Below are 14015 nucleotides of genomic sequence, written 5' to 3' on the forward strand. Positions count from 1 at the left end.
GGCTTAGTCCAAAATACAGCACAAGGCTGTAAAGTTATCAGGTGCACCCCGTTCTAGGGTAAGCTGCCGTAATCGTTCAAATCGTACTTCCCATGAGTCCGGTTCAAGAAATTCCTGCGCAAGTTCCTGATTGCTAATCATATTGGAAAAACCATCCGTACACAAAAGGAAAACATCTCCTGTCTGTAACCTTATACTCCGACAATCCACTTCAACCTCTGGGTCCGCTCCCACAGCACGCATCAGCACATGTCGTTGGGGGTGTTTCTCCGCTTCTTCAAGAGAGATCTCTCCTAACCGCACAAGTTCGCCAACCAACGAATGATCCATGGTCAAGGAAGTTAACATCTCATCGCGCCATAGATAAGCCCGACTGTCTCCAACGTGAGCAATAGCAACCGCCGTACTGCGAACCAGTAAAACTGTCAGAGTAGTCCCCATCCCGGCATTTTCCGGATCAGATGTTGACGATTCATAAATAACTTGATTTGCTTGACTAAAGGCCTTTGACAACCCCTCTTCCAAGGCCTGATCCTCGAGTCCTACAAGCTTAAGAACCTCTTTTTCCAAGACATGTAATGCCGTCGAAGAAGCCACTTCCCCAGCTCTATGCCCACCCATCCCATCGGCCACAGCGTAAAGCCCTTCTCCAGGTAACACTAGAAAAGAATCCTCATTGTTTTTACGAATACACCCTTTTTCACTAAAACTTAGTACTCTCATTTTGCCACCTCGAGTATTGGAAGGTAATGCTTCCAATTTTCACATAATCCCCAGCAACCAGTTGAACTGGAGAATGGATTTGCTCACCATTAACCCAAGTTCCATTCGTACTTCCAAGGTCTTCCACAATAGCCTGCCCTTTTAGCAGGCGAAAAACAGCATGGTCAATGGAAGCAAAGTGATCCGGCAAGACGATATCATTATGCTTACCACGTCCTAAACGCAGCCCTTTTGCATCTACTTTGAAAACACGTCCTCTGGCAAGCGTTTCTGACCCAGTAAGGACCTCCAAACGTCCAAATTCAGGAGTTGAACGTTGAAAAATTCCTTTGAGTTGAAGATCTGCTAAGAGTGCCGTAAAAATTCGAAAGATAAATAGATAGATAAGGGCGACAAACACAAGCCGTCCAAGGACCAAAACAAATTGCATATAACCCTCCGCACACTCTCCAATTATAGTGACTTTTGGATGACCAAAACACTTTGTCCGATTTGAATACGGTCACCAGGAGCGGTCGTCTGATGCGTAATTCTTTGACCATTAACAAAAGAACCATTCGTGCTTCCCAAATCATCCAACCACCAACCGTTTTCTTCGGACGCAATCTTTAGATGCCGCCGTGAGACCTCTGGGTCGTGGAGCACCAAGTCACATTGCGCATGGCGACCGATGAATACTTCCGCCTCCTGCAGCGAAAACGTCTGACCAACATCTGGTCCCTCTATGATTTCGAGAAAGTAATCCGAATTCCTTCCTGCCACGTCCTGGGCAAGTGAGTTTGTCTTGACACGTTCTCTAAAGATCGTTGTGCTTTCACGCCAATTCGATTCATTTGTGGCATCATTTTCTTTTTCTTCCTCTCCCCAGTCAACATCAATAGAGTCATCAAAATTAATTTCAACAACCATCTCACGGGGATTTACCGTCTCATCTGCATGTAATTCAATAGCTGGTTTTGATAAAAACGTATACCCGTTGCGTTCAGCTTCCGCAAACAAATATTTCGATAGTTCAATGAGAAAAACGTCCCCAAAACTCGCCAAGGGCCCCCAATCACTGGGATGGAGGTAAACCCGGTAACTATTCGGCACGTACACCTGTGAAATACTGACCTGCTTATTTTTAAGCATTGCCTTCACAAGTTCTTTGGCGATTTCCACCGGTTGAAGTCGGACTCCCCCCTTCTTGAACGCCCCAGTAAATAGAAATTCAGCCATCCCCTCAAATCGGGCCAATAGGCTCATTATCACTCACCCTCCCATTGTCGACGAAGTTGACCGCAAGCTGCGTCAATATCCGTCCCCCGTTCTTCACGCGAAGAAACGGCCATCCCAGCATCTTCTAACACTTGGGCAAACCTCTTGATCTGCTCCGAGGTGGGGCGCTCCATTCCAGTTCCCACCACCGGATTAACCGGAATTAAATTGACATGTCCTAACTGCCCCTTAAGCAATCTGACAAGGGCCTCAGCCTCCTCTTGCCTCGCATTCTCTGAGGTCAAGGCCACCTCGAAGGTGACACGCCGATGCGTGATTTGTGTGTACTCTTCGCAGGCCTCCATAAGAGAGGCTAACGGATAGCGACGATTCATGGGGACCAACTGATTTCTCGCGTTATCCTGAGCTGCATGGAGGGATATAGCCAATCCCACCTGAGGATTATCTTTAGCCAATTGAATAATCTTTGGTACGACTCCACAGGTAGAAATTGTCATCCGGCGCATGCCAATCGTTTGCCCTTGTTCGTGATTCAAAAGTTGGATAGCCTTAAGAACTTGCTCATAATTGAGAAGGGGTTCCCCCATACCCATAAAGACAATGTTGGTTACCTGAAAATCCGGATCCTCTTGACGCACATAATGGGTGATGTCCAAGACTTGGCCCACAATTTCTCCCGTGCTAAGATTCCGTCGAAATCCTTCCAACCCGGTTGCGCAAAACGCACAACCCACCGCGCATCCAACTTGAGTTGAGAGACAAATCGTATGACGATCTCGTGTCATCGTCCGCGCGTAATCCATTAAGACACACTCAATTGTTTCCCCATCATGTAGACGGAACAAATACTTTCGTGTGCCATCCTTTGAGCGTTGTTCGCGGACTCGTTCCAAAGGATGAAAGTGCAAGTGAGAACTTAAAGTTTGTCGGTCGACTTCTCCAATGTTTCTCATCTCATCCCAGCTACGCACAGCCTTTTGCTGGACCCATTGGAACAATTGGATCGCCCGAAACCGTTTTAAACCCATCTCCTGGCAAATCTCGATCAGTTCGTCAAGTGAACAACCGCGCAATTCAATACTTTCCATACCTTTTATTATTCACCCAATTCATTCCAGTTAAACTTCGTTACGTCGGAATTTTGCTAAGAAAAATCCGTCCATCCCATGGCGATGCGGTAAAAGCTGAAGCATCCCTTTACTCGCTTGTCGAATATCTCGCTCATCCTCAAGAGCAAAGGGTAACAACCCCACCAAATTGACCGCTTCAAATTCCGGATGTGCAAAGCGAAATTTCTTGACTAGTTCAAAATTTTCTTCTGGTTCGATCGTGCAGGTTGAGTAAATTAAATCTCCACCGATTTCCACGCAAGACGCTGCCCGTTCTAGGATTGCTAATTGAAGCAGGGGCAAATCCTTAAGATCTTGTTCTTCTTTCTGCCAGCGCAGATCCGCTCTGCGTCGCAGAACGCCCAAGCCAGAGCAAGGAGCGTCAACCAACACGCGCTGTTGGGAGTTTAGTTTTACTCCAGGTAAATCCCGAGCATCACCCAACTGAGGTTGGATTATCCCAATCCCTAATCTTTGGGCCAACTGGTCAATAAGTTCGAGCTTATGCGAGTGGATATCAAACGCCTGTATTTCTCCCTGATCGTGCATCATTTGTGCCAAATGCGTCGTTTTCCCCCCCGGAGCACTACAGGCATCCAAAACACATTGTCCCGGTTTCGGATCAACCACATGGGCAACCAGTTGGGAGCTTTCATCCTGAACCGTAAAAAGCCCCTCTCTGAAACTCTCCAAGCGGTCTAAGGCACCAAAGTTTTGGATTCTCAGGCTTTCCGGTACCCGAGTTCCTAGTTCAACAGTAATTCCCTCCTGTGTAAGTCGATCCACTAAATTTTCACGTGAGATCTTGAGGGTATTCGTCCGGATCCAAGTTTGAGCCGGTTCATTGTTGGCTCGACACAATCCTTCAGTTTCCTCAAGGCCCCAGCGTTTCAGCCAGCGCTGAATCATCCATTCGGGATGTGAATAGCGCACTGAAAGATAGCGCACGGTTTCCCGTTTCGAATCCGGCCAAGGAAACTCCCACCCCTTCTCCAAAACTTTCCGTAAGACGACATTTACCAATCCCGTAAATTTAGGAAATGGTTTCGCTAGTTCCACGCTTTCGTTAACCGCAACTGCGTCCGGAACTTTATCCACATAAAGCAGTTGAAAAGCCCCAATGCGTAAAATAGCCCTAACTTCATGGGGCAGAGCCGACATTGGCTTGCTTAAATGCAAACGCAACGCATAATCCAGGGTCAGCCTATGCTTGAGCACACCATTCACTAATAACGTCACAAATTGACGATCTCTAGAATCCGTTAACCTTCCGATCGTTTTCTGCAGCAAGACATTGGCATAGGCCCCTTCTGCTTCAACCCTTGTCAGTATATGGACTGCCATGCCACGGGCCGTTTCTTTAATCATCATCTCTACCTCGAGCAATTAAGATAAACCGTACTAACTGAAGCACAGCAGCCAACGCTGCAGCCACATAGGTTAAGGCCGCTGCATTCAGTACAGCACGTGCGCCACGTACTTCCTCCCCTCCAAGCATTCGGCCTTCCTGCAAGAGGGTAAGGGCCCTGTGACTTGCGTTATATTCCACTGGAAGGGTAATGATCTGAAAAAGCACGGCAAACGTAAAGGCTAGGATTCCTAACTGGAGAATCAAGCCAAATTGTGGTACGAAAAGGCCTACCATGATTAGCATTGTACCCGCCCCGCTGCCAAAATTAGCGACAGGGACAAAGGATGATCTGAGTTGCATCGGAAAATACCCAGAGGCGTGTTGTAAAGCGTGTCCGGTTTCATGAGCCGCAACTGCCACGGATGAAAGGGAAGTTCCCTGATAAACGTCTTCACTCAGCTTAATAACCCGGGTACGCGGATCATAATGATCGGAAAGATGTCCTCGGATCGGTTCCACACGGACATCGTAAAGTCCGTTACTATTCAAGATTGCGCGCGCAGCCTGGGCTCCAGTAAGCCCAGACTGGGAACGGATTTGGGAGTAGTGTTTGTAGGATGTGGAAATTTTAAATTGTGCATATAACGAGAGTAATATTGCTGGGATTAAGAGAACCATTGTAGGATCCCAAAAAAACATACTTTAACCTCCGTATAAAAGAATCTTTTAATTTCCTTAACCTAATCTTTCCCCGACCTGACCATGTCGGCCATTAAAAAAGTCCCGAGCTGACATAGAGCGTTTTCCCGCGGGTTGGACCTCTAAGATTTCAAGGACTCCTTCGCCAGTCTGAACCAGCAAACCGTCCCCTATAATCCGGATAATTTGACCTGGTTCAACCGTCGACTCCCTAGAAACAACTTCCGTCTCAGCAGCTTTATCTGGTTGTCGAGAAAGTGTGCTTCGCCAGATCTTAAGGTTTTCCCCTCGAAACGTCGCAAACGCACCGGGCCAAGGGTTTAACCCCCTAATTTGATCATGCAGTTCGTTAGCCCTACGAGACCAATCGAGACGTTCATGGTTACGGTTCAGAAGGGGTGCATAATTCGATTCTCCTGTTTGGGGAATCGAAATCAAAGTCCCCTTTTCCAATGCGCCTAGAGTATCTATTAAAAGATCTCCTCCGAGGACTGCTAAGACATCGTGAATCTCACCCGTTGTTGCTTCAGTGGAAATCGGAACTTCTCGTTTTAGTAACATGTCCCCTGTATCCAAACCCTCATCCATCAGCATGGTAGTCACTCCTGTATGGGTTTCCCCCTTCATGACTGCCCAATGAAGCGGTGCTGCCCCACGGTAAGCTGGGAGCAACGAAGCGTGGACGTTAATGCATCCTTTGGAGGGTAACTGCAAGATTTCCTTAGATAAGATCTGTCCATAGGCGACCACAATAATACTATCCGGGGCTAAGGCCCGTAACAATTGGATCCCCTCCGGTGTTTTTATCATTGCAGGTTGGAAAACAGGCAAACCTAATTCCTCAGCTGCTACCTTTACTGGACTAGGTTTTAAGTTCTTCCCGCGTCCAGCTGGCCGATCAGGTTGTGTAAAGACGCCTACAACGTCATGCCCTCCGCTCACCAAGGCTCGTAAAGCAGGTACGGCAAAATCAGGTGTACCCATAAAAACTATACGCATGCTGATTCTCCTTTATTCGAAGTTCGAAGCGCGAGGTTCGATGCTCGAACTCGAAGCCCGTAGTCCTATTTTCGTATTATCGCGCCTCGTGCATCGTGCATCGCCGTTAGCCCCGATAAGTTTTCTTGGCCACATCGACAAATAGTATTCCCTCAAGGTGATCAATCTCATGCTGTAGAGCGCGCGCCAACAAACGATCGGCCTGAATGTCCATCATTTCCCCTTGTCGGTTTAACCCTTGGACACGAATTTTAGCAGCCCGCACGACATCTCCCGTCACATTCGGAATACTAAGGCACCCTTCCTCCGCGGTAGCTGCTCCCTCTTTTTCCAAGATAACAGGATTAATAAGTTCAACGAGTTCATCGTCCACCTTAACAACAACAACCCGCTTTGATACCCCGATTTGAGGAGCTGCCAACCCCACCCCTTCGGCGGCAAGCATAGTATCAAGCATGTTATCTAGGAGTTTTATGATCGAAGGATTAACCTCTTTAACTTCTTTTGCCTTTTCGCGCAGTATCTCTGCACCTATTTCCACAATCTTATAAACAGCCATTTTCGTTTACTCCTTTCAATAAGAACCCATAACTCCAAGTCATTTGCCCTGATGTATCGTTCTCTCTGTTATATCCTATAATTAAGTAACTAGCAATTTTCATGATTGATTGATCTCCACGTTGCCTTAGGAAAGTGGATCGACCTCAATGTTCAGAACAATACCATTGCTAGCCGAACTCTTAAAAAAGCTTTGAACCCCTTGATGCAAAAATGCCCTGAGTTGCTCCAGATGTCTCCCTTTGACCGAAACTTGCCATCTCCATTGATTCTTAAGTCTGGATAGAATGGCAGGCGCAGGCCCAAGAAGATCTAATTCAGTATTTCCAAATTTAGGATCCTGTATTCCTCGTTGCAGACAGGCCCCTAAATCTTGGGCCCCTTTAATAACCCGATCCTCTTTTTCATGAAGGAGAAGGACACGAATGATGTGAGTGAACGGTGGATACCTTCGTTCTTTACGATAGCGAATCTCTTCCCAGAAAAATCCCTGGAAATCATGGTGGGCCGCCCTCACAATGGCACCCTCTGCCGGAGTATACGTTTGAATCACGACCTCACCAGGCGTCTTACTCCGACCCGCTCGACCAGCCACTTGAGTAAGGAGTTGAAACGTCCGTTCTCGAGATCGAAAATCTGGCATATTAAGCGTTTGATCTGCTGCAATCACCCCAACTAACGTGACATTGGGAAAGTCCAATCCTTTGGCCATCATTTGCGTCCCTACCAAAATGGCGGCTTCTTGACGGCGAAATCGTTCCAAGATCGTGCGATGGGCCTCGCCAGATCGTGTCGTATCATAGTCTAAGCGCAATATTGGGGCCTCCGGTAGGAGACCCTGTAGCTCTTCCTCCACGCGCTGTGTTCCCTGTCCAAAAAACCGGATATATCTACTCTCGCATTGCGGACAGGTATGCGGTGGAAGCTCACTATGGTTACAATAATGACAACGCATAGCCTGCCCTTGGCTATGATAGGTGAGGGCAATATCACAGTTTGGACAACTAACCACATAACCACATTCCCGACAAACCACAAAGGTGGAATACCCTCGGCGATTTAAAAAAAGCATGGTTTGCTCGCCCCGTTCTAGTCTTAGGCGCAATTTTTGCTGCAGCAACCGAGAAAACATACTTCGGTTTCCTTGTGCCAATTCCTCCCGCATATCCACGATCTCAACCGGTGGCAAAACACTCTCCCCGACCCGACGAGTCATGGTTAGCAAGCGGATTTTACCTGATTGTGCTGCGGCATAGGCTTCCAAGGAAGGGGTCGCACTCCCAAGCAAGACGACACCTTTCCGCTGTTCCATCCGCTTGCGGGCGACATCTCGCGCGTGGTATTTGGGATTCTCGTCTTGTTTATACGCGCCATCATGTTCCTCATCCAGAATAATGAGACGCAAATTTGGCAGGGGTGCAAACACGGCTGAACGCGCCCCGATGACGATCCGTTTCTGCCCAGACACTATGTCTTCCCAGGCTTTCATTTTTTCCCTTGGTTGTAGACCTGAGTGCAAAATAATGACTTTATCGCCAAATTGGGTTTCGAAGTACCGGGCAACTTGAGAAGTCAAGGAGATTTCTGGCACAAGAAGAATGGCATCTCCGCCTTGCACTAATACTTGCGCGATCAATTCACGATAAACATCCGTTTTTCCACTTCCTGTCACGCCGTGTAATAAAACGGTTTGAGGGGAACCTTCCTCTAAAGCAGCCCAAACATTTCTCACAGTTGTGGCTTGATCTACGGTTAATTCGTAAGTCCGACCCGAAGTTAACTTATGATCCTCGACTAAAGAACCTTCACAACATGATGCCTTCCTTTTGGACCCCGCCCCTGTCGTGACAAAGCGCGTTTCCTTTTTCGCCCAACCCTGTTGGAGGAGTTTAGCAAGCGTCCCTTCCGAAATATTCGCTCGCTTCAAGAAAATCTTCAGGGAAATCGATTTGCTCCGTGCCCGGCTAAGCACCGCGATCGCTCGGAAGGCTTCCGAATCGAGCCACTGTAGGGTCTGAACATCTGGATCCTTGACAGATACCATGAGAGTGACCCACTCTTCTACTTTTCCTTTTAGAAGTGGCCAGACCGTATGTAAGCTTTGCGCAACCGAGCAAATCGTCGTTTGTGCTAACCAATGGGCCAGTTCGATTAATTCCTGAGGAACCAGACTGTCTTCATCTACAATTTCTAATACAGGCTTGAGGTTTACAGACGTTAGTTCTTCTGGTAGCTCATTCGTCACATTTACAACAAGTCCTTGAACCTTGCGGTGTTGCAGAAAAACGAGCACACGCATTCCTATGCTTAAGGTAAGATATTCTGGAATTAAATAATGATAGCTTTTATCTAGGCGACGATTTGCTACATCAACCAATACTTCAGCATAGCGAAACACAATGACGCCTCCTTATTAGACTAAATCAATACTATTTACAGTTGCGCTAATTGACAATATTGGTTGATAACATTATATCAAATTTTTCATGCGACTTCATTTTATCATAGCCCGTCCAGCTTGAATAATCAAAGATAGGTGGTTTTTCAGGGTCAAATGCTTATTAAAACACAAAAAGTTATTAGCCTCTTGTCAAACTAGAATAAATTATGGTATGCTCAGAACAAGTTAAATCCTTGCACCTTTAAATTAGTCCCGTGAGACTAAGAAGGGAATGGCGCACCATGAGTTAAACATGGACACCTCTTTCTTGCTTGCGGGCAGGGAAGAGGTTTTTTGTTTAGAAAGAGGAGGAATACCATGTCTACAGAAGTTCAAATTCACGAAAGACTCCCCCTTGCCCAGGCGATCCCTCTCGGTTTACAACACGTCTTTGCCATGTTTGGCGCGACTGTTCTTGTCCCTTTTTTGACCGGACTCAGCCCATCGGTGGCTCTCCTTTCCTCAGGAATCGGCACGATAATATTCCTTTTGTTAACGAAAAGTCGAGTTCCAGCTTATCTTGGTTCATCGTTTGCCTACATTGCGGCCTTAACAATTTTTGTTAAGGGGCAACATAATCCTTCCTCAGCTATGGGTGGGGTTCTAGCCGTCGGCGTGGTGTATGTTATCATCTATTTTCTTATGGCTGCCTTTGGAACCCGTTGGATTCACAAGATTGTCCCCCCCATCGTTGCCGGACCGGTCGTCGCCATCATCGGTTTAAGTCTGACCCCTACGGCCATAAGCATGGCCGCTAACAATTGGCCGATCGCCGCTTTCACGCTAGCCTTGGCGGCTTTGCTTTCAGTGTATGCCAAAGGCTTCCTCAAGATTATTCCGATCCTTATAGCCATCATCGCCGGCTATTTCGTCGCCACAATCATGGGTCTTGTTGATTTCAAACCCCTCTATGCCTCTTTGAATACACTTTTTGTTTTCCCTGTAAAGCTCGGTAGTGACTTCCGACTGCCCAGCTTAGATAAAGTAGCTATGTTAGCGATGGCCCCTCTCGCCTTAGTAACAATCATTGAAGATTTAGGACATATGATTGTTCTCGGCAACATCACACATTCCGATCCGATAGAAAACCCCGGATTTCACCGAGTCCTCCTCGGTAATGGCCTAGCCACCGTTGTGGCCAGTTTTCTCGGTGGTCCTCCAGTAACCACTTATGGTGAGAATATCGGCGTGCTCGCTGTGACAAAGGTTTACAGTACCTTTAACATCTGGATGGCCGCGATCATAGCCATCATCTTTAGTATGTTTAACCCGTTGCAAGCTGCGATCATGTCCATTCCCACAGCCGTGATGGGTGGGGTTACCATCCTCCTCTTCGGGATGATCGGCACGGCAGGATTACGCACTCTCATCGAAGCTAAAGTGGACTTTTCTGAAACGAAAAACCTCATCATTGCTTCCGTCATCTTCGCCCTTGGTATTGGGTTACCAGACCACGGCGTAGCATGGGCAACCATCGTCGGAATTACTCTAAACCTTGTGCTAAAAGGTCATACCGAAAACGTCAAAGTTTCAAGCTCTGTGAAGAAACAAAGTAAGGTAAGGTAAATTAAACGAAATAACGCAAGAGGCTATTGTTTGACAATAGCCTCTTGCGTTATTTCCCTCTCGCAATGCATTCAAAGATAGAGCATCGCCATGGAGGGCATAGCATTCGACCAGTAGACCCAGAGGTTATGTGCTTTAGCCGCAGTATGAAGGGAACGCTGACACAGGATGTGTCGAGTGCCTCGTCCACCCAGGATGGTGATAGACGAGGCGAGCAATGCAGCGTGTGCGAACGGGCTAAGTCACTTCCTCCTACTTTATAGGCGAATTAATCTTCTGCATCGCTTTCACCATGATATCCTGATCCTGTACTCGGAGAACAACCTGAGCTTGCTCATTCTCTTTCTCCACAAAGGCATACATATACTCCACGACGACATCTTCTTTAACGAGTTGATTGAGCATCTCTGCCAATCCACCAGCGCGATCAGGAACTTTAAGGACCCAGACCTTGGTTAAGGAAACAACGACTTTGTGTTCTCGTAATTTTTCCGTTGTCGCTTCAGGCTCATCCACGATAATCCGTAGCACTCCGTAATCTTTGGTATCCGCCAACGACAAGGCCCGCAAATTTACCTTTAGTTCGGCGAGTAAATTAATGACCTCAGCCAACCGTCCCTTGGCATTCTCAAGAAAAATTGATAATTGCAACATACAATTACTCCTCCCTATTGGCGTTTGTCGATAACCCGAACGGCTTTCCCCTCACTCCTTGGAATGCTCTTGGGTTCTACCAACCGAATGCGAATCGAGATACCCAGAATCTCCTCAATTCTCTGTTTTAGGCGTTCTTGACGCCCTTCCAACTCTCGCACTTCGTCAAAGAAGCTGGTTTCATTGACTTCCACCTGGACTTCTAGTTGATCCAAATTCCCAACTCGGTATACGACAAGCAGATAATGCGGTTCAAACCCTCCCAAGGAAAGAATCGCCTCTTCGACTTGACTGGGGAAGACATTTACCCCTCGGATGATTAACATATCGTCCACCCGAGCCGAGACACGTTCCATTGTCCAGCCAACCTCGCCGCAGGGACACATTCCATAATGTAACGTGGTCAAATCCTTTGTCCGATAACGCAAAGCCGGAAACCCCTCTTTGTCCAAACTGGTAATGACCAACTCCCCTCGTTCTCCAACAGGTAGTGGATTTCCTTCAGGATCCAAAATTTCGGGATAGAAATGTTCGTCAATATGTAATCCCTGGTGAGCCTGACATTCTAGGGCAACACCCGGTCCCATAGTTTCGCTAAGTCCATAGATATCGAACGCTTTTATGCCCAAGCGCGCTTCAATTTGTTCCCTCATTCCTTCTGTCCAAGGCTCTGCACCAAAGATGCCAATTTTTAATTTTAATTCCTCTCTTGCAATCCCCGATTCTTCGAGACTTTCCGCTAAAAACAATGCATAAGAAGGCGTGCATGCTAACACAGTTGTACCAAAATCCCGCATAAGCATGAGTTGGCGTGCTGTATTTCCACCGGATATAGGAACCACTACGGCACCCAGTTCTTCGCAGCCATAGTGTAGTCCCATCCCTCCCGTAAACAAGCCGTAGCCATAAGCAATTTGGACGATGTCCTTCTTAGTTACGCCTGCTCTCTCTAGTCCTCTGGCCACGATCTTTGCCCAAAGAAGTATGTCTTGGCGTGTATACCCCACAACAGTTGGCTTGCCCGTTGTTCCTGAAGAGGCATGAAGGCGTACAATGTTGTCCATTGGTTCAGCAAAAAGCCCAAAGGGATAATTTTTGCGTAAATCTTCTTTCGTGGTTAAAGGAAGCCTCTGGAAATCCTCAAGAGTCTGAACATCCTCTGCTTGGGTGATTCCTATCGCTCCAAATCGTTCTCGATAGTGGGGAATAGGCAATACTCTCTCTACCGTTTTCCGAAGACTCTTCAGCCAATATTCCTCTGTACGCTCAGCTTTAGTATCTTCATGATCTACTTTGTCCATCTCCCCATCTCTCCCTACCATAATTTTATGTGCAGTTTCCACCTCTATAACACGTTTCATCTAAATCTCAATTACCAGATCTAATATACTACAGTTTTGGTTATCATACCTAAATTATCTGCTGCTTGTCAAGGTAGAAAGCTCATAGAAAAGAGTCCCCTAAATCACATTGTGATCAAGGGGACTCAATAAGCTAATTAAATTTACAGCCCCGCAAGTTTTTTCAAGGCTTCAACTTTGTCCGTTCTTTCCCAGGGCAGGTCGAGATCCGTTCTGCCAAAATGCCCATACGCTGCTGTTTGACGGTAAATCGGGCGTCGAAGGTCCAAAGCCTTAATGATGCCTGCTGGCCGAAGGTCAAACGTCTGCAGTATAAAGTCAACGATTTTATTATCAGCAATCTTACTTGTTCCAAACGTCTCAACAGAGACGGATACTGGACGGGCTACGCCAATGGCATAAGCGATTTGTAGCTCACACCGTTCAGCCAATCCCGCAGCAACGACATTTTTTGCCACATAACGCGCCGCATACGCTGCCGAACGATCAACCTTTGTGGGGTCCTTACCAGAAAACGCACCTCCGCCATGTCGTGCCATCCCGCCATAAGTGTCGACAATAATCTTACGTCCTGTGAGACCGCAATCCCCTTGGGGACCACCGATGACAAACCGTCCAGTTGGGTTGATGAAATACTTCGTATCCTCATCTAGAAGCTCTTTAGGAACGGTCGGATAGACAACATATTGCAGCAAATCCCGGCGAATTTGGTCTTGTGTAACATCCGGATGATGTTGAGTGGAGATTACAATGGTATCCACACGGATCGGTTTGTTATCCTCGTATTCCACGGTAACTTGAGTTTTACCATCTGGGCGAAGGTAACTTAAAAAATCAGATTTCCGCATCTCACTGAGTTTGCGTGCTAATCGGTGTGCTAAATCAATCGGAAGCGGCATGAAGCTTTCACTTTCATTCGTCGCATAGCCGAACATCATGCCCTGATCACCGGCTCCGATCGCTTCAATATCACGATCCGTCATTTCGCCAGTTTTCGCTTCCAAAGCACGGTTCACGCCCAGCGCTATATCCTCAGATTGCTCCCCTATCGAGGTCAAGACCGCACAGGTATCCGCATCAAAGCCATATTTAGCCCGCGTATAACCTACCCCGCGAATTGTTTCCCGTACAACATGAGGAATATCAACATAACATGTGGTCGTGATTTCACCGCTGACCAGAACCAAGCCTGTCGTAACAGTCGTTTCACAAGCCACACGAGCATTAGGGTCTTGAGCGTAAATCGCATCCAGAATGGCATCGGAAATTTGATCACAGATCTTATCTGGATGCCCTTCAGTCACAGACTCTGATGTAAATAATTTTCTAACCATTTA

Annotated in this window: 13 protein-coding genes; 1 reads left to right on the forward strand and 12 read right to left on the reverse strand. The window is 47.1% G+C overall.

Annotated elements, in window-relative coordinates; genetic code table 11:
- Positions 1 to 3 precede the first annotated feature (3 nt).
- The 9 genes from DSOL_RS03025 to priA form a co-directional block, all read right to left on the reverse strand.
- Entirely contained in the window at positions 4 to 723 is a 720-nt protein-coding gene (locus DSOL_RS03025; RefSeq protein ID WP_075363414.1) for a Stp1/IreP family PP2C-type Ser/Thr phosphatase, read from the reverse strand.
- Complete coding sequence (locus DSOL_RS03030) at positions 704 to 1153, reverse strand: FHA domain-containing protein (protein ID WP_075363415.1); 450 nt, start codon at positions 1151 to 1153, stop codon at positions 704 to 706. The genes DSOL_RS03025 and DSOL_RS03030 overlap by 20 nt, the downstream gene beginning before the upstream one ends.
- Before the next feature lie 23 nt (positions 1154 to 1176).
- Positions 1177 to 1968 carry an FHA domain-containing protein gene (locus DSOL_RS03035; RefSeq protein WP_075363416.1) on the reverse strand — a complete coding sequence of 264 codons (792 nt, stop codon included), beginning with the start codon at positions 1966 to 1968 and terminating at the stop codon, positions 1177 to 1179.
- A 2-nt stretch (positions 1969 to 1970) separates the two neighbouring features.
- Complete coding sequence (rlmN, locus tag DSOL_RS03040; RefSeq protein ID WP_139314369.1) at positions 1971 to 3038, reverse strand: dual-specificity RNA methyltransferase RlmN; 1068 nt, start codon at positions 3036 to 3038, stop codon at positions 1971 to 1973.
- 21 nt (positions 3039 to 3059) lie between these two features.
- Positions 3060 to 4418, reverse strand: coding sequence for a 16S rRNA (cytosine(967)-C(5))-methyltransferase RsmB (rsmB, locus tag DSOL_RS03045; RefSeq protein WP_075363418.1), 1359 nt, complete (start codon positions 4416 to 4418; stop codon positions 3060 to 3062).
- A complete protein-coding gene (locus tag DSOL_RS03050) occupies positions 4411 to 5100 on the reverse strand; it encodes a zinc metallopeptidase (RefSeq protein WP_075363419.1) in 690 nt (229 codons plus the stop codon). Before DSOL_RS03050 ends, rsmB begins: the two co-directional genes overlap by 8 nt.
- 36 nt (positions 5101 to 5136) lie before the next feature.
- Entirely contained in the window at positions 5137 to 6099 is a 963-nt protein-coding gene (gene fmt, locus DSOL_RS03055; protein WP_075363420.1) for a methionyl-tRNA formyltransferase, read from the reverse strand.
- Between the two features lie 106 nt (positions 6100 to 6205).
- Positions 6206 to 6658 carry a peptide deformylase gene (gene def, locus DSOL_RS03060; protein WP_075363421.1) on the reverse strand — a complete coding sequence of 151 codons (453 nt, stop codon included), beginning with the start codon at positions 6656 to 6658 and terminating at the stop codon, positions 6206 to 6208.
- Positions 6659 to 6784: 126 nt separating this feature from the next.
- On the reverse strand, positions 6785 to 9055 hold the full coding sequence (gene priA, locus DSOL_RS03065) for a replication restart helicase PriA (RefSeq protein ID WP_075363422.1): 2271 nt from the start codon (positions 9053 to 9055) through the stop codon (positions 6785 to 6787).
- Between the two features lie 360 nt (positions 9056 to 9415).
- Between priA and DSOL_RS03070 the strand changes: the two genes are divergently transcribed.
- Positions 9416 to 10663, forward strand: coding sequence for a solute carrier family 23 protein (locus tag DSOL_RS03070; protein WP_075363423.1), 1248 nt, complete (start codon positions 9416 to 9418; stop codon positions 10661 to 10663).
- A 252-nt stretch (positions 10664 to 10915) separates the two neighbouring features.
- Here the strand turns inward: DSOL_RS03070 and DSOL_RS03075 are convergent, their stop codons facing one another.
- The 3 genes from DSOL_RS03075 to metK form a co-directional block, all read right to left on the reverse strand.
- Entirely contained in the window at positions 10916 to 11317 is a 402-nt protein-coding gene (locus DSOL_RS03075; RefSeq protein WP_075363424.1) for an ACT domain-containing protein, read from the reverse strand.
- 14 nt (positions 11318 to 11331) lie between these two features.
- A complete protein-coding gene (locus tag DSOL_RS03080) occupies positions 11332 to 12618 on the reverse strand; it encodes a phenylacetate--CoA ligase family protein (RefSeq protein WP_075363597.1) in 1287 nt (428 codons plus the stop codon).
- 203 nt (positions 12619 to 12821) lie between these two features.
- On the reverse strand, positions 12822 to 14012 hold the full coding sequence (metK, locus tag DSOL_RS03085) for a methionine adenosyltransferase (RefSeq protein WP_075363425.1): 1191 nt from the start codon (positions 14010 to 14012) through the stop codon (positions 12822 to 12824).
- Positions 14013 to 14015 lie beyond the last annotated feature (3 nt).

Origin of the sequence: Desulfosporosinus metallidurans (assembly GCF_001936615.1) — a bacterium.
GTDB classification, from domain to species: domain Bacteria; phylum Bacillota; class Desulfitobacteriia; order Desulfitobacteriales; family Desulfitobacteriaceae; genus Desulfosporosinus; species Desulfosporosinus metallidurans.

Bases quoted from the DNA above. Each gene is read 5' to 3' on its own strand.
- DSOL_RS03035 (WP_075363416.1), bottom strand. From the start codon at position 1,968: ATGAGCCTATTGGCCCGATTTGAGGGGATGGCTGAATTTCTATTTACT.
- DSOL_RS03080 (WP_075363597.1), bottom strand. From the start codon at position 12,618: ATGGACAAAGTAGATCATGAAGATACTAAAGCTGAGCGTACAGAGGAA.
- metK (WP_075363425.1), bottom strand. From the start codon at position 14,012: ATGGTTAGAAAATTATTTACATCAGAGTCTGTGACTGAAGGGCATCCA.
- DSOL_RS03030 (WP_075363415.1), bottom strand. From the start codon at position 1,153: ATGCAATTTGTTTTGGTCCTTGGACGGCTTGTGTTTGTCGCCCTTATC.
- DSOL_RS03025 (WP_075363414.1), bottom strand. From the start codon at position 723: ATGAGAGTACTAAGTTTTAGTGAAAAAGGGTGTATTCGTAAAAACAAT.
- DSOL_RS03070 (WP_075363423.1), top strand. From the start codon at position 9,416: ATGTCTACAGAAGTTCAAATTCACGAAAGACTCCCCCTTGCCCAGGCG.
- DSOL_RS03050 (WP_075363419.1), bottom strand. From the start codon at position 5,100: ATGTTTTTTTGGGATCCTACAATGGTTCTCTTAATCCCAGCAATATTA.
- DSOL_RS03075 (WP_075363424.1), bottom strand. From the start codon at position 11,317: ATGTTGCAATTATCAATTTTTCTTGAGAATGCCAAGGGACGGTTGGCT.
- fmt (WP_075363420.1), bottom strand. From the start codon at position 6,099: ATGCGTATAGTTTTTATGGGTACACCTGATTTTGCCGTACCTGCTTTA.
- def (WP_075363421.1), bottom strand. From the start codon at position 6,658: ATGGCTGTTTATAAGATTGTGGAAATAGGTGCAGAGATACTGCGCGAA.
- rsmB (WP_075363418.1), bottom strand. From the start codon at position 4,418: ATGATTAAAGAAACGGCCCGTGGCATGGCAGTCCATATACTGACAAGG.